Origin of the sequence: Chryseobacterium daecheongense, assembly GCA_027920525.1 — a bacterium.
GTDB lineage: Bacteria > Bacteroidota > Bacteroidia > Flavobacteriales > Weeksellaceae > Chryseobacterium > Chryseobacterium proteolyticum.
The window spans coordinates 3,230,429-3,253,354 of the sequence record CP115858.1; the positions used below are offsets into that span (position 1 = coordinate 3,230,429).

Annotated in this window: 25 protein-coding genes; 6 read left to right on the top strand and 19 right to left on the bottom strand. The window is 36.2% G+C overall.

Annotation, left to right across the window (positions count from 1 at the left end; genetic code table 11):
- Nucleotides 1–18 precede the first annotated feature (18 nt).
- The 10 genes from PFY10_14390 to PFY10_14435 all read right to left on the bottom strand — a co-directional run bounded on the left by PFY10_14390 (nucleotide 19) and on the right by PFY10_14435 (nucleotide 9,057).
- Nucleotides 19–939: a WYL domain-containing protein gene (locus tag PFY10_14390; protein WBV55416.1), complete on the bottom strand. Its 921-nt coding sequence runs from the start codon at nucleotides 937–939 to the stop codon at nucleotides 19–21.
- Between the two features lie 272 nt (nucleotides 940–1,211).
- Complete coding sequence (locus PFY10_14395) at nucleotides 1,212–1,385, bottom strand: hypothetical protein (protein WBV55417.1); 174 nt, start codon at nucleotides 1,383–1,385, stop codon at nucleotides 1,212–1,214.
- A gap of 189 nt (nucleotides 1,386–1,574) precedes the next feature.
- The gene (locus PFY10_14400) at nucleotides 1,575–2,132 is read right to left on the bottom strand and encodes a hypothetical protein (protein ID WBV55418.1); all 558 of its coding nucleotides are present in this window, start codon (nucleotides 2,130–2,132) and stop codon (nucleotides 1,575–1,577) included.
- 1 nt (nucleotide 2,133) lies between these two features.
- A complete protein-coding gene (locus PFY10_14405; protein WBV55419.1) occupies nucleotides 2,134–2,817 on the bottom strand; it encodes a hypothetical protein in 684 nt (227 codons plus the stop codon).
- A 67-nt stretch (nucleotides 2,818–2,884) separates the two neighbouring features.
- A complete protein-coding gene (locus PFY10_14410; GenBank protein WBV55420.1) occupies nucleotides 2,885–3,457 on the bottom strand; it encodes a DUF2589 domain-containing protein in 573 nt (190 codons plus the stop codon).
- Nucleotides 3,458–3,764: 307 nt separating this feature from the next.
- Nucleotides 3,765–4,802, bottom strand: a complete 1,038-nt coding sequence (locus PFY10_14415) for a patatin-like phospholipase family protein (protein WBV55421.1) — start codon at nucleotides 4,800–4,802, stop codon at nucleotides 3,765–3,767.
- A 188-nt stretch (nucleotides 4,803–4,990) separates the two neighbouring features.
- A complete protein-coding gene (locus PFY10_14420) occupies nucleotides 4,991–5,491 on the bottom strand; it encodes a M15 family metallopeptidase (GenBank protein ID WBV55422.1) in 501 nt (166 codons plus the stop codon).
- Between the two features lie 191 nt (nucleotides 5,492–5,682).
- Nucleotides 5,683–6,297, bottom strand: coding sequence for a YdeI/OmpD-associated family protein (locus PFY10_14425; protein WBV55423.1), 615 nt, complete (start codon nucleotides 6,295–6,297; stop codon nucleotides 5,683–5,685).
- Between the two features lie 7 nt (nucleotides 6,298–6,304).
- Entirely contained in the window at nucleotides 6,305–7,432 is a 1,128-nt protein-coding gene (locus tag PFY10_14430; GenBank protein WBV55424.1) for a serine hydrolase, read from the bottom strand.
- Between the two features lie 83 nt (nucleotides 7,433–7,515).
- On the bottom strand, nucleotides 7,516–9,057 hold the full coding sequence (locus PFY10_14435) for a glycine--tRNA ligase (GenBank protein ID WBV55425.1): 1,542 nt from the start codon (nucleotides 9,055–9,057) through the stop codon (nucleotides 7,516–7,518).
- Between the two features lie 213 nt (nucleotides 9,058–9,270).
- Between PFY10_14435 and PFY10_14440 the strand changes: the two genes are divergently transcribed.
- The 3 genes from PFY10_14440 to PFY10_14450 all read left to right on the top strand — a co-directional run bounded on the left by PFY10_14440 (nucleotide 9,271) and on the right by PFY10_14450 (nucleotide 12,220).
- Nucleotides 9,271–10,326: an alpha/beta hydrolase-fold protein gene (locus PFY10_14440; GenBank protein ID WBV55426.1), complete on the top strand. Its 1,056-nt coding sequence runs from the start codon at nucleotides 9,271–9,273 to the stop codon at nucleotides 10,324–10,326.
- A 75-nt stretch (nucleotides 10,327–10,401) separates the two neighbouring features.
- On the top strand, nucleotides 10,402–11,097 hold the full coding sequence (locus PFY10_14445) for a pseudouridine synthase (protein WBV55427.1): 696 nt from the start codon (nucleotides 10,402–10,404) through the stop codon (nucleotides 11,095–11,097).
- A 100-nt stretch (nucleotides 11,098–11,197) separates the two neighbouring features.
- Nucleotides 11,198–12,220 carry a quinone-dependent dihydroorotate dehydrogenase gene (locus tag PFY10_14450; protein WBV55428.1) on the top strand — a complete coding sequence of 341 codons (1,023 nt, stop codon included), beginning with the start codon at nucleotides 11,198–11,200 and terminating at the stop codon, nucleotides 12,218–12,220.
- Between the two features lie 43 nt (nucleotides 12,221–12,263).
- On the opposite strand, the gene PFY10_14455 is transcribed toward PFY10_14450, so the two are convergent.
- Nucleotides 12,264–13,148 carry a hypothetical protein gene (locus PFY10_14455; GenBank protein ID WBV55429.1) on the bottom strand — a complete coding sequence of 295 codons (885 nt, stop codon included), beginning with the start codon at nucleotides 13,146–13,148 and terminating at the stop codon, nucleotides 12,264–12,266.
- A gap of 29 nt (nucleotides 13,149–13,177) precedes the next feature.
- A complete protein-coding gene (locus tag PFY10_14460) occupies nucleotides 13,178–14,422 on the bottom strand; it encodes a DUF445 domain-containing protein (protein ID WBV55430.1) in 1,245 nt (414 codons plus the stop codon).
- A gap of 105 nt (nucleotides 14,423–14,527) precedes the next feature.
- Between PFY10_14460 and msrB the strand changes: the two genes are divergently transcribed.
- From msrB to PFY10_14475, 3 genes are all read left to right on the top strand, one after another.
- Complete coding sequence (msrB, locus tag PFY10_14465; GenBank protein ID WBV55431.1) at nucleotides 14,528–14,971, top strand: peptide-methionine (R)-S-oxide reductase MsrB; 444 nt, start codon at nucleotides 14,528–14,530, stop codon at nucleotides 14,969–14,971.
- 354 nt (nucleotides 14,972–15,325) lie between these two features.
- A complete protein-coding gene (locus PFY10_14470; protein ID WBV55432.1) occupies nucleotides 15,326–16,084 on the top strand; it encodes a murein L,D-transpeptidase catalytic domain family protein in 759 nt (252 codons plus the stop codon).
- A gap of 55 nt (nucleotides 16,085–16,139) precedes the next feature.
- The gene (locus PFY10_14475) at nucleotides 16,140–16,520 is read left to right on the top strand and encodes a hypothetical protein (protein ID WBV55433.1); all 381 of its coding nucleotides are present in this window, start codon (nucleotides 16,140–16,142) and stop codon (nucleotides 16,518–16,520) included.
- A 51-nt stretch (nucleotides 16,521–16,571) separates the two neighbouring features.
- On the opposite strand, the gene fabF is transcribed toward PFY10_14475, so the two are convergent.
- From fabF to PFY10_14510, 7 genes are all read right to left on the bottom strand, one after another.
- The gene (fabF, locus tag PFY10_14480; protein ID WBV55434.1) at nucleotides 16,572–17,813 is read right to left on the bottom strand and encodes a beta-ketoacyl-ACP synthase II; all 1,242 of its coding nucleotides are present in this window, start codon (nucleotides 17,811–17,813) and stop codon (nucleotides 16,572–16,574) included.
- A 2-nt stretch (nucleotides 17,814–17,815) separates the two neighbouring features.
- The gene (locus tag PFY10_14485) at nucleotides 17,816–18,241 is read right to left on the bottom strand and encodes a PaaI family thioesterase (protein WBV55435.1); all 426 of its coding nucleotides are present in this window, start codon (nucleotides 18,239–18,241) and stop codon (nucleotides 17,816–17,818) included.
- 9 nt (nucleotides 18,242–18,250) lie between these two features.
- Nucleotides 18,251–19,519 (bottom strand): acetyl-CoA C-acetyltransferase, encoded by a 1,269-nt coding sequence (locus tag PFY10_14490; protein ID WBV55436.1) that lies wholly within the window; start codon nucleotides 19,517–19,519, stop codon nucleotides 18,251–18,253.
- A gap of 11 nt (nucleotides 19,520–19,530) precedes the next feature.
- Nucleotides 19,531–20,136 (bottom strand): TetR/AcrR family transcriptional regulator, encoded by a 606-nt coding sequence (locus tag PFY10_14495; protein WBV55437.1) that lies wholly within the window; start codon nucleotides 20,134–20,136, stop codon nucleotides 19,531–19,533.
- 100 nt (nucleotides 20,137–20,236) lie between these two features.
- Complete coding sequence (locus PFY10_14500) at nucleotides 20,237–21,217, bottom strand: alpha/beta hydrolase (GenBank protein WBV55438.1); 981 nt, start codon at nucleotides 21,215–21,217, stop codon at nucleotides 20,237–20,239.
- A 46-nt stretch (nucleotides 21,218–21,263) separates the two neighbouring features.
- Nucleotides 21,264–21,680, bottom strand: coding sequence for an OsmC family protein (locus PFY10_14505; GenBank protein ID WBV55439.1), 417 nt, complete (start codon nucleotides 21,678–21,680; stop codon nucleotides 21,264–21,266).
- An 89-nt stretch (nucleotides 21,681–21,769) separates the two neighbouring features.
- On the bottom strand, nucleotides 21,770–22,642 hold the full coding sequence (locus PFY10_14510) for an AraC family transcriptional regulator (protein ID WBV55440.1): 873 nt from the start codon (nucleotides 22,640–22,642) through the stop codon (nucleotides 21,770–21,772).
- Nucleotides 22,643–22,926: the final 284 nt, after the last annotated feature.

Below are 22,926 nucleotides of genomic sequence, written 5' to 3' on the forward strand. Positions count from 1 at the left end.
ATTCAAAATGAACCTTTATTAGTCTTCCAGATAGCTGTTTAATGATTCTTTCAGATGATTGCGGATTTCATCAACTAAAGATTTAGGTTCAAGGACTTTTACCTCTTTTCCGTAAGAAAGGATTTCCTGCATAAAATCATAAGTAGGATGCAAAAAGAACTCAAAGTATATATCTTCAGGAGTTTCTTTAATCTCATTTTGAGATTGGTGAAGCGGAAAACTTTTGATATATTCTCCCTGATGACGTGAGCATTTCAATGTAATTTTCTGAGGTTTTTGTTCTGTTAAATTCATAACCCCGAATGCATTTTTAAAATATTCTCGGAAGTTATAACGATATTTTTCCCGGAATTTGGTCTTACTTACATCCAGATAATTGATCCGGTCCAGTCCAAACGATTTAAGTGCTTTATCATTGGTATCTATAGCAATGAGATACCATCTGCCTTTAGATTCTTTTAATGCTAAAGGGTGTACTTTTCTTGATGTCATAACTTTATTTTTGTAATTGTAATGTTCAAAAGAAACGACACGTTTATTACGAATGGCAAAGAAAAGATCATAGAAATGCTCTACACCCGTTGGTTTTCGGGATTCAAAAAAGATGTACCCTGAAAAATCCGGATGAACATTTAAAGCATTACTTACCTGAAAGGATTCCAGGAGTTTCTGGTTATACTCATCCACTTCCATCGTTGGACGGCTTTCTATATAATAACGGTTATCACCTTTCTTCTTATTATGGATAGAAAGGTTAAAAAGATCAGATATCTCACGGATATCCCTCTGAAGAGTACGGATGGAGTAACTCTTAATATCAGCGTCCTGAAATTCAAAAGAATTTAAAAGATAATCTTCCAGCTGAGAATAGGTCGCAGGAGCACTTTCTAATTTTTTAATAATCAGAGCATATCTTGTTAAGTAAAAATCTTTTTTCATTCGGGTTAATTTTATTTAAAGCTTTCCAGTCAGTTATTTCAAATGGAACGCAAGCGTTTCACGGTTAAGTTTTTATAATACAAATATATGCTCTTAATGCGACAAAAAATGTCGTATTTTTGTTTTTTTTAATTGAGTTTCTGGAATCATTTCTTTCTGAACGCTAAAAAGGTAAAAAGTTCCGGCTATCCAATAATGATGATTGGTGTTTAAAAGGTATTATGGAGCTGTGAGATTATCAGATAGCAACGGAACTTCATAACTAACAAGGTTTATAAATAAATATCGTCTTCGAGGATCTCATTCTCAAAATCTTCTTTGAAAAAGAGCTCAATATCATTGAGATAGTTTTCATAATCTATCTCCACATTTTCGATGTCACTCCACTCTATAGTGTAGAGATCGGTATCAAAAGTTATATCTGGATTGTGATTTGGTGTTTCCATGTCGTGTGTTTTAAAGATTGAACATATTTTAGGCTGTTCAGCATTAATTAATGTTGAATTCAATGGCTTTTGAAAGTTTTTAAAGATTGTTTTTTTGTGCCTTGGTCTATGATTCAAAAGTAGAAAGAGGGGACGACAAAACTTGACGTATTAAAAAAAATAACTCAAAAAATTGAGCTATTTTTTAGATTAGGAAAAATCTTCAAGATCTATTTCATCGGCAATCAGCATACTAATGTCCATCTCTGAAAGCATTGATTTAAGTTTGATTCCTCCGGGTTTTAGGTCCGCATCGGAAAGGATATACCACCACACTTTTTGAACAAAATCATTGAAGTCTATTTCCTTGGTATACTGCAGTCCTTTTTTTTGTGCTGTTATGGTAAGTATCTGTTTTGTGATGTCCCTGCACTCATTCATTTTCCCTTCGTGAGGTGCTAAAACCTGAATTACACAGTTTTGTACATCATACAGAAGGTTGGCTGCAATTTTTATCTGGTTTTTCTTTGTGTTAAAACCTCTTTCATCACTGTATTTAGCTGCCAGAATTTTACTTCTGAATCCTGCAATTTCAGAAACCTCACTGATATTATTATGGGAAAAAATCTCTTCTACAGACTTTAGCCATGATAATGTTTTTTCAATAAAGAAAGGTTCCTTTTTTTCTAATGCAGTAACGATCACAGGAAACTCCTGAAGATTATCCTTTAACTGGGATACCAGAATGAATTGTGATTTCTTTACCATATTATTCAGGAATTAAGGTTTCTATAATATTTCCGTTAATGTCTTCATATCTGGACCATTCCATTCCTGCTTCACTTACACTCATTTTAGCATAGATCAGGCATTTTGCATCCAGTTCCATCAGTCTACTTGCTTCCACAATAATTTCGTAATCGTCGATCTTTTCTATGATTTTCCTTGCTTCCCGAACAACTCTGTTCAGGATACTCTGCTGGAAAAACTGAGGATCTGTTTGCCTCCAGCTGAAATTGGGCAACGACTGACAGAATTCCAGTGTATATTTGGGAATTGTATCAAAATATTGTATTTGTGAATCGGTAATGATAGAAGTATTATCGTCTTGTATTTTTTTGATAGCATCATTATAATAAACTTCAAGATCCACCAGAAAAGCCCTCAGGCTTTGATCGCTTTTAATATCGGAAGGATTGTAATTGGTCTTAGCTATTTTAATAATCTCGTCGTAAGCAAAATCTCTAAAGGCCATGATGGGTGAATTGCCTGCCGTAGCGAAAGGTATTGTAAGATCTACAGTTCCGACTTTCATTCTTGGAATGGAAAAATGTTTCAGTAGGTCGTCTTGTGCGTATTCTTTTGCAATCTGTACTGTTTGGAGGTCTGCCATTTTTCTGGCAGAAGCAATTTCAGAAACAATTCCTCCCAAATATTCATTCAATTTTGGCATGATAAGTTTTTTATATTTAAAAGTTTAAAAGAGATGGCTGCCCGGGCAGCCATCTGAATAAATGAGATTAAGCAGTTGGTGCAGCAGCATTAGCTACAATAGCATCTTCCAGCATGTCCATAATCTTTGCAAGACCGGCAGGTAGTTCATCATTTACAGCTTTTACATGTACTCCCAACGTATATGTTTTTTCTGTGGTAGAAGTACTTGAAGTAGTCTTCTTATAAGCAGCTGAAGCGTTGAATTTTACTTTCCAGATTTTTGCACTTATGGATGCACTTCCGGAAAACTCACTTGAAGCAGACTGTGTTTCTACTGAATTTAATTTTGCGTTAAAATCAATGGTCATTTCATCGATTCTCAAAGCCGGAATCGTAAGCATGGAAAGAAAAGGCACCTGTAAGGTAACTTCAGACTGTGTCACCGTATCATTTGCACCAGGTACGGATTTCTTATATTTGAAATCTACATATCTTAGCTCTTTTGCTTTAGGGTGTCCTTCCGGATAGAACCCGACTTCTTTGATGAAATCCACTTGTGAAATAGAGGCATCATGTTGAGCTTTAATGGCTGCTTGCATCGGTCCTCCGATATAAACACTGAAATCCAAACTGTTTAATTCTTGTACTAAATTTGCCATAATTTAAAATTGTTAAGGTTATTAATTGGTTAATAATATATAGTAGTGCTAGCAGACTAATATTCTATAGGTAATACATATCCTGGCTCAGTTTTCATAAACTGAAACTAAAAACGGATTAAAATTAATAGGGATATTTTAGGGTTGAAGCAGTTTGTTTGCTTTGGCTTCCCTGGTTATTTTGTTATTTCAAAGATAATTAGTTGTGGCGTCAAAACTCGTCGTGTTATAAAATGTTTCTGTTGAGAACAAATATTTATCTATATAAGCTTTAAAGCTTATTATCATATCATATAAGCTTAAAAGCTTATATTTTGTTTTTAATGAGCTTCTGTACAATTTGATTTAATGTTTCTCTGTTATCATCAATATAGCTCAATCCAGCCTGGATCAGATTTTCAATATTCGAACGTCTTACGTTATCCATAGCCGGAGATGCATTCTTTAATGAAGGATTGATACGATAATAATTTTTTTGATTTCTTAACCCTAATGTCTGAAACATCTGACATAACTGATAATCTACGGTTTCTGCATTCGCAGACATCAGAATGTCAATTATAGGAGTTACCCAGCCGATTTTTCCTGCTTTTTCCAGTTTTTTGAAAGAATAACTTCGGGATTCAATCCCGGTCCCTATTGATACGATAATCATATCATTAACAGTGGGATGGTTGGCTTTCTGGTGATTTTTCAATACTTCGGCAAAAGGAATTTTTCTTGCTTCGGCATACGCACAAAGTGCAGGATTGTTGGCGAACATCCCTCCGTCAATAAGGCTGAAAAGCTGTCCGTACATCGATTTTATCTGGACCGGACTAAAATAGGTGGGTGCCGCCGAAGTTGCCCTGCAAACATCTTTTACATAAAAATTATCAGTACTTAGGCTGGCTTCCCATGAATTAAAAAGTTTAGCTCTTCTGTTTTCTATATCATAGCTGGTAATTAAGCATGGTTTTATCAATTCCTTTAATTCAAGATGTCCAAAAAAATCATTCAGATTTTTCTCAAGTGCTTCCTGAGAAATCTTCTCATTAATCAATCCAAAAGGGTTTACAAGTTTCTCCCAAAAAGAAACCTGGAATATGTTACCCCCCTTTTCAGCATACAGCTCTAACCCCTTTTGAATAGAGTATTTGGCTTTTCGATGTTCATCGGGACATAAAATAATTGAAGCGATTAGTCCTCCCGTGCTGCTTCCTGCTACCAAATCAAAATAATCTCCAAGTTTTGCATTGGGCTTATCATAATATTGGAGCTGCTCTTCTATATAGCGTAAAATAATACAGGTGATAATGCCTCTTATTCCGCCGCCGTCTAAAGAAAGAATGGTTGTCTTTTTCATTTGTTGATATTAATTGTTAATAGAACACTTACAATCTTTAATATTCAAAACCATGGGTCATTCTTCGGGATAAAACAATTTTTTTTATCATGCAGACTTTGTTTGCTTTTGTTGTTTTCTTGTAAAGTAAAGATAGGCGGAAAAAGCGACAGAACTTGTCGTATTATAATTATTTTCAATAAAAAAGATTAAAAAATAATATATCCGGCTTTGTCCCTTGCCATTTTAGAAAGGGTTTTCCAGGTGGTTTTTACAAGCCCTTTTTGGGTTGGAAAATTCTTTTTTTCGAAGTGAGGAAGGTCTTTAAACGTTTTCCAGTTTCCTCCCCAATCCCAGCCGTGCTTCGCGAAAATTTTGACACATTCATACCAGTCTGCTATTCCGTCATTATCCCAGTCTTTTGCAGTGTCCCAGCTTGCTGTTTTCCCATCTATCATCAAACAAATATCCACCGCCAAACCATAATTGTGGATACTTTGTCCGGCTTTGGCATTGGTCACTTTTTTTCCGGAGGTAATTCGTCCTATTGCATAGAGCTTTTCCTGTTCTTCAAAGGACCGTAAACCTTGCGTAATTCTTACTTTTGCTCTTCCGGTGAGGGCTTCGTCACATTCTTTAATGATTTGCTTTACTTCCGCTCTTACCAGAGGGTGAAGTTTTTCTATTCTTTCTAAGGTCACTTTATCCATAATTACAAAATTTAGTCTTTTTAGAAAACAAAAGTAGATATGGATAGCGCCAAAACTTGACGTATATTAGAATGAATTCAACGGGTGTGGAATTAAGTTTTGCAATATAGGGAGTTTATAGCCTGTTTCCATCTCTGCCAGTGACTGAGAGATGATTTTTTAGATGCGTAAATAAGATAAAAGATAATGATTTAGGATTTTTTCTCATATTTCCAATTTCTTCCTTTACCTTCTTCTATCCATTCAAGAGCTTGTTCTATCCTTTTATTTCTTGTAGCTTCAGTTTTTGCTTCGGTAATCCAATTGATATACTCTTTTCTAAAAGATGGAGATTTTGATTCAAATACTTTTAAAGCATTTTTATTTTGCTGTAAAGCTTTATTGAAATAATCGGGAATTTCAGTTTCTGTTTTTATTGGAGGTGTTTTTTTCATGGTTACTCCCATATCTGTTAGTTCCATAGCCTCAAGAATGGCTTTTTTCAAGAGAGCTTTTGAAGGGAGTTCTTCTATTTTAGTAATCTTACCTAAGCTAAACATCGAAGTTTTCTCAGCTGTCGTTTCCAATTCTGCAATGGTTTTCATTTCCCCGTGAAGCCAAAATCCAAGGCTGCAATATTGTTTGAATGAAGTAATGGAACAAAGTATTTTGCCTTTGTACATAAAAGTAGGAAATTTCCATTTGATCGCCTCTTCTGCATCAGGGCAAAACTCATGAACCGTTTCCCGAAGGTAGCGTAAGATGGGTTTTGCAAAATCGGGGGATTTTTCGATATATTCATCAACCTGTGCGCTATATTTTTTCATGATCCTTTTAATTAAATAATTTTACTGTTTCATTCACAAGAAATCTTACCTGGTCTGGTCTTCCTCTGTCATTTTTAGGGGAATTCTCATAGCTTCCTGTTCTTACAATAACCATGTTGTGATCTGGTACCATAATGATATACTGACCTTGAAGTCCAAGAAAATAATAGTGTTTAATAGGATTGTCATGATTAATCCAGAGCCCCATCCCATAGATGTATTCAGATTTTTTTGTAGGGGTTCTCATCAGCTCAATAAAATCAGAATTAAGAACCTGGATACCATCTACCTTGCCATCATCCAGGAATAGCTGTCCGAGCTTTGCGAAATCCCTGGAATTGGAATGAATACAGCAATATGTCTTTTCCATTCGGCTATTATCTACACTCCATTCGGCATTTTGCTCCATGCCTAAAGGAGTCCAGAATTTTTCAGATAAGTAGCTTGCGAGTGTTTGGTTTATTGATTTCTTTATGGCAAATCCCAATAGCTGAGTAGAACCACTTTGATACTCAAACCGCGTCCCGGGTTCTGCTTTAAATCTTTTTGAAAAAGTAGCTTTTAAGAGACTCCTTCCGTAATAGGCTTTTGCATTAGGGCGAAAAGGATTTTTATAATCTTCGTCCCAATCCAGGCCAGATTCCATTTGGGCCAGGTTTTTAAGAGTTAGCTGATTACCTAATTCTTTGTTTTTAAAATCTTCGAAAAAGTTGGAGAATTTTTCGTCAATACTTTTTATTTTACCTTCTTCAAGAGCCTTTCCCAGGAGCATTACAGTCACTGCTTTTGCCATAGAAAAAGAATTCGTTTTAGAAAGCTGGTTATAGCCATTCCAGTACTGCTCATGAAGCAATTTTCCATTTTTAATCACTAAAAAAGAGGCTGTATTGGATTGGATGAGGTTTTCAACGATTGTTTTAGGTAAAGTACTTTTGTTATAAGCAGGATCTTCTTCCCAAAGCTTTGGAGACTCTGTCGAAATAATATTGCTGGGAAACAGTTTTCCGTCGTCAATGTTGGCACTTGATTTACCTTTCAGATAAGTTTTGGAAATTCCACTGAATAAATAATCATATCCGAAAAGGTAAGCAAAAGCTACACCTGCAGCAGCTCCGCCGATAATATATTTTAGCATTTGTTTAAGATCTGTCTTAAACAAATTTAAAATAAATTAGGGGATAGCAATAAAAAAAGCCCTGAAAAATCAGGGCTCTGTATTTATATTTTAGAAAGTAAATTTCTGAAGTTGGTTTTTTCATCAATGATCCTTCTCAGGTCTGCTACAGGAACTCTTTCCTGTTTCATTGTATCCCTGTCTCTGATGGTTACCGTATGATCCGTAAGAGAATCGTGATCTATTGTTATACAATAAGGAGTACCAATAGCGTCCTGTCTTCTGTATCGTTTTCCGATCGCATCTTTCTCTTCGTAGAATAGATTGAAATCGTATTTCAGATCATTGAATATATTTTCTGCATATTCAGCCAATCCATCTTTCTTCATTAATGGCAAGATAGCAGCTTTGATAGGCGCCAACGCAGGAGGTAAAGATAATACCGTTCTTTCCGAACCGTCTTCCAGTACTTCGTCTCTCAGGCAGTGAGAGAAGATTGAAAGGAACAATCTGTCTAAACCAACTGAAGTTTCCACAACATAAGGAACATAGTTTTCATTTCTTTCAGGATCGAAGAACTGAAGCTTTCTTCCTGAATACTCTTCGTGGGCTTTGAGGTCGAAATCGGTTCTTGAGTGAATACCTTCCAGTTCTTTGAAACCAAAAGGGAAATTAAATTCGATATCTGCTGCAGCGTTCGCGTAATGCGCTAATTTTTCATGATCATGGAATCTGTAATTTTCATCACCTAAACCTAGGGCACGGTGCCAATTCAGACGTTTTTGCTTCCATTGTTCATAGAATTCGAGTTCAGTTCCGGGTGCCACAAAAAATTGCATCTCCATTTGTTCGAATTCACGCATTCTGAAAATAAACTGTCTTGCCACAATTTCATTTCTGAAGGCTTTTCCGATCTGGGCAATACCAAAAGGAAGTTTATGACGTGATGTTTTTTGTACGTTTAAGAAGTTAACGAAAATACCCTGAGCTGTTTCTGGTCTAAGATAAAGATCCATTGCAGAATCTGCAGAAGCTCCCAGTTTTGTTCCGAACATCAGGTTGAATTGTCTTACTTCCGTCCAGTTTTTGGAACCTGTATCAGGATCTGCAATTTCAAGCTCTTCAATTAAAGCTTTTACATCAGCAAGATCTTCATTTTCAAGGGACTTTGCCAACCTGGAAAGAATCGCCTCTCTTTTTGCCTTGTACTCCAGAATTTTTGGATTTGTAGCAACAAATTGATCTTTATCAAAAGCATCACCGAATCTTTTCGCTGCCTTTTCTATTTCTTTGTTCTCTTTATCTTCAATTTTAGCACAATAATCTTCAACCAAAACGTCTGCTCTGAAACGTTTCTTAGAATCCTTGTTGTCAATCAACGGATCATTAAATGCATCCACGTGGCCCGAAGCTTTCCAAGTAGTAGGGTGCATCAGGATGGCTGAATCAATACCTACAATATTCTCGTTAAGCTGTACCATCGCTTTCCACCAATATTGTTTGATATTATTTTTCAGTTCAGCTCCGTTCTGCCCATAATCATAAACAGCGGATAAACCGTCATAGATCTCACTGGAAGGGAAAATAAAACCATATTCTTTAGCGTGAGAAATCACTTTCTTGAAAACATCTTCTTGCTTTGCCATAATTTTTTTACGTCTGATTTGCAAAAATATGAATTTGGATTCCAAAATCATGAAATTCAACAAAAAAAGCGGCTAAAAAAGAAATTTTCTTTCTCTTTTGATTTTTAGCGAACTAAGAATCTATTTTTTTGGAAAGAAATAATGAATATGATTGTTTTTATTGTCTTATTTTGAGACAATTTGTCGAAATTTGTTTTGATTAAAGATTTTACAATGAGAAAAATCAGTTTTATATTTTTGGTTTTTATTTTGTCTGTTCATCTGTTTTCTGCCCAGAAAATACCTGAAGGAAAAGTGGTAACAACTTTCATTACTGCAAAAACACTTCATAACAAAGCCGGTGAAAACCCTATGCGGAGAATTTCAGTTTATCTTCCTCCGGATTATGAAAAATCTTTAAAAAGGTATCCTGTTATATATTATTTACACGGTTTTTTTTGGAATGACAGTCTTTTGGTAGGCAGTGATAGAATCAATCATATTATCGACCGCGCAATCGAAGCAAAAAAGATAAAACCTGTAATTATTGTTATGCCTGATGAAAGTACAGTTTTTAAGGGAAGCTTCTATGCCAATTCGAAATCTTCCGGAAACTGGTCCGATTTCACTTCTCTTGAACTGGTGGAGTTTATTGATAAAAATTATAGAACGATTTCCAGTAAAGACAGTCGCGGAATTTCAGGACATTCTATGGGCGGAAACGGAGCGCTTCGAAATGCATTTCTTCATCCGGATGTTTTTTCATCTGTATACGCTTTATCTCCGGGAATTCTGGATGCCAGGTATTTTGCTTTGACAGAAATTGAATCTTATAAAAACGTACAGAATATTAAAGAAGTCAAGGATCTTTCAAAACCTGAAAACTCAAGAACCAATATTATTTTTGCCATTGCCAGAGCTTATAACGGAAATGTGAATAAGCCTCCTTTTTTTGCTGATCTCCCATTTTATTTTCAGGGAGATGATCTGAAAATAGACGCTCCTGTCCTAGAAGAACTCAAGAAAAATTCTACTTCAGAGCTGGTTTTCACGCAATATGAAAACATCAAAAAACTGAAGGCGATAAAATTTGATTGGGGCCGAAATGATGAGCTGAAGCATATTCCACCAAGCTGTATGAGTTTAAGCAAAAATCTTGAAATATTAAAAATAAAGCATGAAGCCGAAGAATATATCGGAACACATGGAAGTGAGGTTAGCAAAGAAAACGGACGAATTGAAAATCAAATGTTACCTTTTTTCAATACGCATTTGAAATTTGAGGAATAATGTATACTATAAAATTTTCATAGTATTTCCGTAGCAGTTAAGAGTAAATAGATAAGAATCCTCTATTTTTGCTCCATGTTAGAAATTCTTTATCGCGACGAACATCTTATTGCCATCAACAAACCGAGCGGTTTACTGGTGCATAAGTCCTTTTACTCCGGGGAAGCGGATACTTATGCAATTCAGGAACTGAGAAAGCAGATTGGTCAAAAAGTTTATCCGGTGCATCGTCTCGATAGAAAAACTTCAGGAGTTTTGCTGTTTACACTAGATAAAGAAACTTTGAGAACAATGAGTGACCGGTTTGCATCACGGGAGGTGGAAAAGAAATACATCGCAATTCTTCGTGGTTGGGCAAAAGAAGAAGAAACCATTGATTATGATTTAGTTAATGAAGACGAGGTAAAGCAAAAAGCAGTTACGTATTATCATCGTTTACAGACTTCAGAAATAGAATTGCCTTTTTTAAAACATCAGACGTCAAGATATTGTTTAGTTGAAGCCATTCCAGAAACGGGGCGGTTTCATCAGCTGAGAAAGCATTTTAAGCATATTCTGCATCCTATTTTAGGCTGTCGTAAGCATGGATGCAATAAACAAAACAAGTTGTGGCTTCAGACATTTGGCATCAACAAAATGACGCTTCATGCCCATCAATTGGTTTTTAATCACCCAGTTTCTAATGAAAGGATTACGGTAAATGCAACGATAGACGATGAGTTTAAAAGAGTAGGAGGCATTCTTAATTTCGACTTGAGCTCGTATTCTTAACCTCTCATATTTTGCCGTTTCAATTTCATTTTTGATAAAATATCAAAAGTTAATACGACCATTAATTTTAATTTAAGTATTTTTGTCAAACTTTTTTTCAATGTACAAAAGTATCATCAGACCCATTCTGTTCAAATTTGATCCCGAGGAAGTTCATCATTTAACATTTTCAATGCTTAAGAATTTTGGATTTCTCACCAAACTATTTTTTCCTAAACCAATCGAAGATAAACGTCTTGAAAGAGAAGTTTTTGGCTTGAAATTTAAAAATCCGGTAGGCTTGGCAGCCGGTTTTGATAAGAATGCAGTGCTTTTTGACGAACTCGCTGATCTTGGTTTTGGTTTTGTGGAAATCGGAACACTTACACCCAAAGGCCAACCGGGAAATGACAAGAAAAGACTTTTTCGATTAAAAGAAGATTCAGCCATTATCAATAGGATGGGCTTCAACAATGAAGGAGTAGATGCTGCTGTTGAAAGGCTTAAGAAAAATAAAAATGTACTGATCGGTGGAAACATCGGGAAAAATAAAGTAACTCCTAATGAAGAAGCGGTAAATGATTACAAAATTTGTTTTGAGAAACTTTTCCCGTATGTAGACTATTTTGTTGTTAATGTAAGCTCGCCTAATACACCCAACCTCCGCGAACTTCAGGATAAAGAACCTTTAACTCAGCTTTTGGGAACTTTGCAACAAATGAATAACGGAAAAGCCAATCCAAAACCTATCCTTCTAAAAATAGCACCTGATCTATCCGATGATCAGTTGTTGGACATTATCGATATTGTAAAAGATACTAAAATAGCGGGAGTTATAGCAACCAATACTACACTTTCCCGCGAGAATCTTAGTTCCGAGAATAAATCTGAAACAGGAGGATTATCAGGAAAGCCACTAACTAAAAGATCTACAGAAGTGATCCGTTTTCTTTCTGAAAAGAGTGGTAGAGCATTTCCTATTATCGGAGTGGGAGGAATCCATTCTGCAAAAGATGCAATTGAGAAGCTTGATGCAGGAGCAAGCCTTATCCAGCTTTATACAGGATTTATTTATGAGGGTCCGGAATTGATCAATGAGATCAACAAAGAACTTTTAAAAAGGGCTTCAAGATTACCTAGATAAGGAAGCATATTCCAAATCTGATCAGTAATGGCAGGCCTTGCATCTATTTTGATTTTGTAACTGAAGCATTGTTACGATCTACAACCAAGGTATAAGCAGGGCTTGTTGTTGTCTTTTTAATAGCGAACTTTAAAACTTTAGAATCTTTAGTTTTGGTTACTACAGTATCGTAAATATTATTGATACAGCTTTCTGTAAGAAAATCTTCGTGTTTTTTATAGTTCCAGTCGCTGGTAAAGTATAATACCCTATAGCCCTTTTCTCCTTCACTGGCACCACACATTCCGCAGGCATTGAAATTGGACGTATGCTCAAAATATAACAGAATCCTGTTTCCCGATTGATCTGAAACGTATGATACCAGTTCATTACCTCCGTAAGAATCTATAAAATCATAGGTGTTTATTTTTTTATTATTGGGCAGGATCAGATAATTATTAAATCTGTAGATCATGTTGTTTTTGGTAAACAAACTTGCAGATTGTGCCTTATTTCCTAAAATGAATTTACCTTGGACTTCTTTATTGGACCGATCATTTTTAAAAATGAAGCTTTCTTTGGGGTTCAGCGTCTTAGCAATACGGTCAGCTTTTTCAATCCATTGAGGTGATGTGATTTTTTCTCCCAATATTTTTGAATTCTGTTTTTGCTTATTTCCAAAATTATAGAGGTATAGGTTTCCATAATCGTAGATGCCGGTTAGCGGAATTTTTTTCTGATATTTATCGTAGAAATACCAGCCGTCTACAAAGTGCTGATATTGGCTGCAATCCACGATACCCCTATAATGCAATTGCATGGTAACAGGAATTCCTGCAACTTCCCCTTTAAAGATCTGGGAAGAATCAGTAACTACTTTGAGTTCTATTTTTTGAGCGAGGGAGTAGAAGCCTATGGAACACAGGAGTAATAAAAATAGTTTTTTCATGCGGGTTTTATGGTTAGTTTTTAGTTGTATTAAATAAAGAAATGAGCAATTGTATAAATGATCAATCCAACCAATCCACCGACTAATGTACCATTTACACGGATAAACTGTAGGTCTTTACCCACCTCAAGCTCCATTTTCTCACTTAGTTCTTTGCCTTTCCAGTTTCCGACAGTGGAGCTGATGAGGTTTCCAAATTGGTGAGTGTTTCTCAGAATATATTTATAGGCAGTAACGCGTACCCAATGATCTATTTTGTTTTGAAGTTTTTCGTCAGTTTTTAAGTTCTCTGAAAACTCATTTAAATTTTTGGAGATATAATTTTTTAAAGAGGAGTGATCTTCCTGAAGTTCTTTTGTTAAAGTGTTTTTAATGGAAGACCAGATGTCATTCGAATACTGGCTGAGTTTATCGTTTTTAAGGATCTCATTTTTAATGTTCTTAAACTCACCTTCCCATTTCGGGTCTTCTTTCAGATCCGATGAAAATTCATAGATCTTCTTTGAGATTAATGATCTGATTTCATGTTGAGGATCTTCCTCCACTTCTTTAAAGAAATCGGATAATCCATTGGCAATTTTTTCTGCAATTTTATTGTCAACAAATGAAGGGATAAAAGAATAGCTTCCTTTTTTTACACGCTCCTCGATCATCTCATCATTTTCAATGATGTATTCTTTGATTTGTTTTGATAGATTGGTTATAATCCGCTGATGGTCATTTTTATCCAGCAAATAATTAATTCCGTTTCCAATAATCACATTAAGTTTTATCCCATTGGACATTTCGGAGACTTTTTTGGTAATAAAATCACTGACCACTGAATCGTCAAGCTTATTGAGGATATCCAGAACAATATCGGATAGATTTTTAATTAAAATTTCCTGGTTTTTTTCTTTGGTAAGCCATTCGCCTACGAAATTGGATATTTTAAGTTTCTGAATGTAAGGGCGTATGTTCTGTGGTGAAAGGAAATTGGTCACTACAAAACTTCCGAGATTATCTCCGAGTCTTTCTTTGCTGTTTTCAATCAGGTTGGTATGTGGAATAGGAAGCCCCAGTGGATGTCGGAATAAAGCGGTTACGGCAAACCAATCGGCTAGGGCTCCCACCATTGCAGCCTCGGAGAATGCGCGGACGTATCCTATCCAATGTGAAGGATTTGTCTTTTGAAGGACTGTTGTAATGACAAAAATAATTGCCATCAGTACAAATAATCCTGTCGCAAATGCTTTGTATTTTCTTAGTTGTTTTCTTTTGGCTTCATCATTCATATGATCAAATTTAGTAAATTTGGTTATGAAATTTTTAATTTCATTAATACTAATTGTTTTTCTGCAATCATATTCGCAGAATCATAACCCATCAAAATTACATCTATGGAAAACGAAGCAAAAAACAATCCATACTATTCAAGAACAGATACCACAAAACTGGAAGTTCCCAATGAAGAATGGAAGAAAATCCTGGCTCCCGATTTGTACGCCGTATCAAGAGAAGCTGCTACTGAAAGAGCTTTCACGGGAAAATATAATGAGTTCGATGAAACAGGTGAATATTATTGTGCCGTTTGCGGAAACCATTTATTTCGCTCTACCTCAAAGTTTGCAAGCAGTTGCGGATGGCCCAGCTTTTTTGAAGCGGATAAAGAAGGAGTTTATTATAAAAGAGATACAACTTATGGAATGGAAAGAGTAGAGGTGCTTTGTAAACGTTGTGATTCGCATTTGGGGCATGTTTTTGATGATGGTCCCAAACCAACAGGACTACGTTATTGTATGAATTCTGTAAGTCTGGAATTTGTCCCGGATTCTAAAAACTAGATTTTCGATGAATAGTTCTATCTGATCTTTACTATTTTCAATGAATCTACAATAAGTAAGAATTTTCTTAATATAAAGATGCCTATTGCAGAATATTAAATTATTGAAGATTTATATGCAGGAATTCCTTGCGAAGTATTTTATCATGTGATAGCAAAACCCGTAAAATCGCAGTATCGCATAAAATCAATGCGACAGGAATTGACCCGAAATGCATTAAAATAACGGCTTTAATTCACAGAATCAGGAAGTTAAAGTTTCTTAAATAGCGTTAAACTTCGGTTTGTTTTTCCTGTCGCGTAATTATGTTTTTATAATTTTGCCCCACTAATTTATATTTTACATAGTTATTGAATGAAAGGATTATATAGCCTCTTGGGCTTTGCGTACATGGTTACAACTTCATTTTACATTTCTCCGGAGAAAACGAATTTAAGAAGTGAAACCATTGGCACAGAAAAAATTGAAAGAGTAGCTGACACGAAATCTGAGAAGACAACCAATGCGGTATCTTCGTCAGAAGAATTATATAAATCAATTGCATTCGCACCAGGACATGAACTTAATGAAGAGGTGTTCTTTAAAGCCTTAACAGGATTTGAAAATTTAAAAAAAGCAGGATTACTGAGTCAGGATTCACATTTACTGACAGTCTGCGATTTTTCGATGTCCTCCAATACCAACAGGCTATGGGTAATTGATACACAGGAAAAGAAAGTTTTGTTTAATTCTTTGGTTGCCCATGGTAAAAATACAGGAGAGGAGTTTGCAACCAATTTTTCAAATAATGAAAGCTCGCTTCAAAGCAGTATGGGATTCTATATTACCGATGCTACCTATAACGGAGATAACGGATATTCTTTAAGGTTGCTTGGTATGGATAAAGGATTTAATGATGCGGCTTACAGAAGAGCGATTGTAATGCACGGAGCAAATTATGTAAGTGAAGAATTTGCAGCAATGCATAAAAGAATCGGGAGAAGCTGGGGATGTCCTGCCATTCCGAAAGACCTTACGGCTCCAATTATTAATACCATAAAAGGAAGAAATTGTCTGTTTATTTATTATCCGGATCAAAATTATCTTTCTTCTTCAGAATGGTTAAAGTCCTAATAAGAATTTTTATCAATAAGCATAAAGACGATTTGAACATAAACTAAAAGGTCGTATGAAATCTACAGGTGAGTATATTCCTGCTTTCAGGTTATCGAATAATCCGGATCAGACAAGCAGGTTTGAGAAAGGTAAAATACCCACTTTGAAGCCCATGAATACCAGGACTTTTTGGATTAGTACGATAACAGAAGAATGGGAAAAACATACGCATCCGGCTCCACGGAGACAGTATGTGATCACATTAAAAGGAAATATTTTATTTAAAGTTAGTGATGGTTCTACATTTCTAATTGAACCGGGAATAATTCTTATAGCAGAGGATACTGATGGAGTTGGACATAGTTGGGAAATAGTGGAAGGAGAAAAATGGGAAAGACTTTATATTCCAATTGAAGAGGGTGGAGATGATTTTTTTATTCCTGAATCAGAATAAAATAGAAAGCAGTCAATTTTGACTGCTTTTTTATTTTATTAAACTAATTCCTTAGCTAAACTTCTTGAAAATCAAGGTCGCATTATGTCCACCGAATCCGAAAGCATTACTTAAAGCATAGGTAATGTCTTTTTCTTTAGCCTCATTAAACACGATATTGACATCTTTAGGGATGGCAGGATCTATCTCGTGAAGATTAATGGTTGGAGGAATGATTCCGTTCTCAATTGCTTTAATTGAAAGTATGGCTTCCGCAGCACCCGCTGCCCCTAATAAGTGCCCTGTCATTGATTTTGTACCACTTATATCAAGTTTTTTACTTCCTTTGAAAAGGCTGTTGATCGCTTTTAATTCAATAAGATCTCCTAAAGGCGTTGAGGTTGCGTGGGGATTGATATAATCGATATCTTCTGCATTAATTCCGGCTTCGTTAAGAGACAGCTGCATAGCTTTTATAGCACCTGCTCCTTCAGGATGCGGAGCGGTCATGTGATAAGCATCTGCTGTCATGGCAGCACCTACCAGTTCGGCATAGATTTTTGCTCCTCTGCTTTTGGCATGTTCATATTCTTCAAGGACCAATGATCCTGCTCCTTCACCGATTACAAAACCATCTCTGTCTACATCATAAGGACGGCTTGCTGTAGCAAAATCGTCGTTTCGCGTAGACATTGCTTTCATGCCGGAGAATCCGCCCACGGAAGCTGGAGTAATACCAGCCTCTGAACCTCCGCTGATGATTACTTTTGCTTTACCCAAACGGATATAATTAAAAGCATCCATTAAAGCTGTATTTCCGGTGGCACACGCGGAAACTGTCGTATAGTTGATTCCCTGCAGTCCGTATTTCATAGAAATCATTCCTGAAGCCATGTTGGCAATGAATTTTGGAACGAAGAACGGATTGAAACGCGGTATGCCCTCACCACCATAATATTCTGCGACTTCATTTTCGAAGGTTAGCATACCTCCCTGTCCTGTTCCCCAGATAACACCTGTATCAAAAGGATCCATCGTCTCAAAATCCAATCCTGAATCTTCAATTGCTTCAGCAGAGGCATACATTGCATACTGAGTGAAGAGGTCACTTCTTTTTATTTCATTATGGTTCAAATATTTTTTAGGGTCGAAATCTTTTACCTCACAAGCAAAATGAACTTTAAATTTTTCAGCATTAAAATGCTTGATTAAAGCCGTTCCGCTTACTCCATTAATACTGTTTTGCCAGAAATCTGCGACATTGTTTCCCAAGGGTGTAACTGCACCCAGTCCTGTAATGACAACTCTTTTCATACTTAGTTACTGATTTTAAATAAATTGGAGGTTCCTCTAGCAATGAGTCTTGTTTTATCTGCGTTCCATATCTCGCATTGGGCATTTACAAATTGCTTCCCCCTTTTAATGATTTTAGTTTCGGCTACAATATTATCATTTTCTTTCGCAGTTGAAAAATAATCGATGACATTATTTATGGTTGTAATGAAAGAATTTTCATTTAAGGAAAACATCGTAGCACCGATGATGTCATCCACAATAGCCGCGGTTACTCCGCCATGAAGATTACCGATTGGATTCAGCCATTCCGGGCGAATGGTATATTGAAACTCCAGATTTCCTTCCTCTACAGAAATTACAATAGGATTCAGCCATTTCATAAATGGGGAAGGGGACTGATCAAATTCTTTTCCAATAAATTGTCTTAATTGTTCTAATCGATCCATATAATACTTTTACTTTTCTATAATCATGATGATACCTTGCCCTCTTGCTGCACAAATAGAAATAAAACCTTTCCCGCTTCCTTTTTGGTTTAAAAGCTTAGCCAGTGTAGCGATAATTCTGCCTCCGGTTGCGGCAAACGGGTGGGCAGCTGCAAGGCTTCCGCCTTTTACATTCAGCTTATTTCTGTCTATTTTTCCCAAAGCTTTTTCTAATCCAAATTTTTTGGCGAGGTCATCATTCTCCCAGATCTTAATTGTTGCCAAAACTTGTGCTGCAAAAGCTTCGTGGATTTCGTAATAATCAAAATCTTCAAGGTTCATTCCTGCTTTTTTCAACATTCTGTCTGCGGCAAAAACCGGTGCAAGAAGTAAATTTTGTCTGTTTTCCACATATTCTATTCCTGCTATTTCGGAAAAGGTAATATAGGCCAGGATGGGAAGATTGTTGGCCTTCGCCCATTCCTCACTGGCCAATAAGACAGCAGAGGCCCCATCTGTAAATGGAGTAGAATTTCCTGCAGTGAGTGTTCCGTTTTGTTTATCAAATGCGGGTTTTAACTGAGCCAGTTTTTCAAGGCTGGTATCAAGGCGTAAATTATTATCCTTCTCTAAACCAAATGCGGGTGTGATCATATCACTGAAGAATCCTTCCTCGTAAGCCTTAGCCATATTTTGGTGACTTTTGAAAGCCAGCTGATCCTGGTCTTCACGTGATATCTGATAATATTTTGCGGTAATTTCAGTATGTTCACCCATTACCAATCCTGTTTTAGGTTCCTGTCCCTTGTATGGAATAGGCATCCAGTCTTTCAATGACGGGCTTAAGAGATGTTTCAGCTTTCCAAAAGCTGATTTTTCTTTATTTGCTTTTAAAAGAGCCTTTCTCAATTTGGGGGACGATTCGAATGGGATATTGCTCATAGCTTCTACTCCGCAGGCGATACCGCTTTCTATTTGTCCAAGGGCGATTTTATTCCCAATATATATAGCTGCTTCGATTCCCGTATCACATGCTTGCTGAAGATCACATGCCGGAGTTGCCGGATCCAGAGATGTATTCATTACTGTTTCTCTGATGAGGTTGCTTTCCGATATGTGTTTAATAACTGCTCCGCCTGCAACTTCACCAAGTAGTTTTCCTGTGAGCTGATAACGGTCAATCAGTCCGTTTAAAGCAGAAAGCAGCAAATCCTGATTCCCTTTATCTGCATAAGCAGTGTTCATTCTGGCAAAAGGAATTCTGTTGTATCCTACGATGGCCACTTTTTTTGTTTCCATATGATAAAAATTTATGATGGAATAATATTGAGTTCCTGGTCTATGATTAAAAGGATCCTGTCTAAAGCAAGGTTCAGATAGGTCTCATGACCTGTTGTTTTGGAAAGAAGTATACCACCTTCAATAAGCATAATGAATAATGAGGCCATTTCATCTGCATTTACTTTTTCATTTAATTCTCCGCTTTGCTGACCTTCCTGAATAGCTGCTGAAATTTTTTTGATCCAGGCCTGAAAAGATAGAGTAACCTGATTTTTCAGGATAGGAAAAGTGTCATCAGACTCTGTAGCGGCATTCATCAGCGGGCATCCTCCATTAACGAAAACATCCTTCCAGCTTTTACGGTAAAAATTGACAATAGCTTTTAATTTATCCACAGCCAGAGGAAAGTCTTCTCCTAGTGATCTGGACATGCTTCTACTCAGAAAAGTTGAGTTATACTTGTAAGCTTCAAGAGCTACTTCATCTTTGTTTTCAAAATTTCCGTAAATACTGCCCTTTGTTAGTCCTGTTGCTTCCGTAATGTCCGAAAGCGTCGTTGAGAGATAGCCTTTCTTATTAAATAAGGGAGCAGTAGTCTCAATAATGAACTGTTTGGTCTTTTCTGCTTTTGACATAATCATGAAATTATATGCAAATATATGAAAATATACCAAATGGTATATTTAGAATAAAAACTAAGTCTGAACTTGAATATTAGTCCAGACTTAAGATATTTTATTTAAAGAGAGCTTCTTTTATTGTGGAAGCTGCCTGGGCAAGAGATTCCTGAATTGCCGGAATATGAGCTATAGGATTTAATAATCCATAATCATGGATAAAACCTTTATACACTGCAAGTGTAGTAGGAACACCGGCTTCATCAAGCTTTCTTCCATACGCTACCCCTTCGTCATGAAGAATATCATTCTCAGCTATCTGGATCAATGCAGGAGGTAATCCTTTTAACTCTTCAAGAGATGCCTTATTTGGAGAAGCATATTTTTCTTTTCTTTTTTCAAGATCTGCAGTATAATTGTCCCACATCCATTTCATTAACGGAGTTGTTAAGAATCTTTCCTGCGCATACTTTTCATAAGATTCTCTTGTAAAATCTGAGTCAGTAACCGGCCACAATAAAACCTGGTATTGAAGTTCCGGACCATTTTTATCCTTTGCCATCAGAGCAACTACAGCAGCCATATTTCCACCTACGCTGTTTCCTGCAACAGCCAGCTTAGAGCCATCCACTCCGATTTCTTTGCCATTTTCGGAAACCCATTTTGTAGCTGCATAGGCCTGATTAACAGCAGTTGGATACTGAGCTTCCGGAGATGGAGTGTAATCAGGGAATACAGCGACGGCCCCACTTTTTACAACCAAATCTCTTACTAATCTTTTATGAGTAGGGAAATCTCCTAATACCCATCCCCCTCCATGGAAAAACATAAATACAGGAAGGTTATCGTTTGCTCCTTTGGGTTTTACAATATGAATATTTAATGAAATTCCGTCCTGGGTAATCTTTTTTTCAAATTCTTCAATATCTGAATAATCAAAGTTTACAGAGGCTTGTGCTCCTACAAGAACCTGTCTTGCATCTTCAGGAGACATTTCTTCAATTGGTTTTCCGCCTCCACTGTTGAGATCCTTAAGAAAAACGCGGATATCTTTTAAAATATGGGGATCATTTTCTGCGGGTTGAACATTGTGTGACATAATTTTTGGTTTTTAAGGTTGGTAATTGGTTATAATAGTAGATTGATTATGCTAAAGTCGCGTTGAGTGTAATTTCAAAATTGAAAGCGGCACTTACCGGGCATCCTTGTTCAGCGATTTTAGCATATTTTTGAAAGTCTTCTTCTGAAAGTCCTGGAACTTTTGCGGTTAAAGTCAATTCAGATTTAGTAATTTTTCCAATACTTGGATCAAGAGTAATAACAGAGGTTGTTTTAAGTTCCTCAGGGGTAAATCCGGCCTGTGATAATTCTGCGCTTAATTTCATGGTAAAGCATCCTGCATGGGCAGCCGCCAATAATTCCTCAGGATTTGTTCCTACACCATCGGCAAATCTGCTGTTGAAAGAATACTGAGTTTCATTTAATGTGGTGCTTTGAGTTGTTAGGTGTCCGTTTCCTTCTTTGATGTTGCCATTCCAAACGGCTGTTGCGTTACGTTTCATAATGTTTTGTTTTTTAGTTAATATTTAATTTGTTTTTTGATATGACAAAGGTATGTCACATCAAGGTTGGTTTCAATAGATAAAAAGGCTTAAGTATTGTACTTTTTTCCCGAAGAGTAATTTTTCTTAAAATGAGCCGGTGTGCTGCCTACCTTATTGGTGAATAATCTGTTAAAGTACGCGGGGTCCTCATAGCCAAGATCATAAGCTATTTCTTTTACCGGTTTATCCGTATAGAACAATAGTCTTTTTGCCTCCAGCAAAATTCTGTTGATAATGAGTTGATTGGGAGATTCCAGGTTTAGGTTTTTAAACTTGTGGGTCAATGTTTTCGGCGCAATATGCAATAACTCGGCATAGTCGGCCACATTGTGTTTTTGTCTGAAATGAATTTCAAGGTTTCTGCTGAAATCCCTGAATACATCGAGATCATTATTCGGGATGCTTACCCTTTCCGTTTCCAGGTTTTGTTTTTTCCACTTTCTGGTAGAATGAATGATGATCTGTTTCAAATAGGTCCTTATCATTTCTTCGTTAGAGGATTGCTTCCATTCAAGTTCATCCTTTATATTTTTTAGCAAATTTCTGATAATTACAGCCTCCTCTGGATTCAGCTCTACCTTTGGAATTTCAAATATATTATGGAAAAGGATCCCGTCACAGGCCACTTCCTTATCATGAATCTGAATACAGTAGAAATCTCTGTTGTAATGTAATAATATGGATTCATCAGCATTTCCCTTCTTTATATCCAAATATTGATTGGTTAAAAAAAACAGGGTAGGAACTGTAGTTTTGTAATGGTTAAAATCCACACTCAATTCATATCCCGGAGGAATAAAGAAGATTTTGATCTCGGAAGTCAATTTACTTTCCTTTAAAATGCCAAGATTTTCTTCAGAAAAAACATCGAATCCAAATTTTTTATAAGAGTCTTCAAAAATAAAACTTTGTCGCAGCATTGGTATACTTTAAGAATAAAGATACAAAAAAGCTGGGTGCAGATGTATTAAATCCCTGAAACAGATCTTTGATTACAATAAAAATCACTTTTGCCTCTCTTTGTCAGTAAAAAAACTGTGATATGATCGGGATTTGTAACCTGTTGTTTTATAGAGGTTTTTATGGTTGTAAAATAGTATTGCTTAATGATAAAATAGTATTATCCCGGTCACTCTTCAAAATTTAGATTTGTTAATATGAATTAAATCTTAAATAAAATTTAATTATCTGTTGTTTATAATGA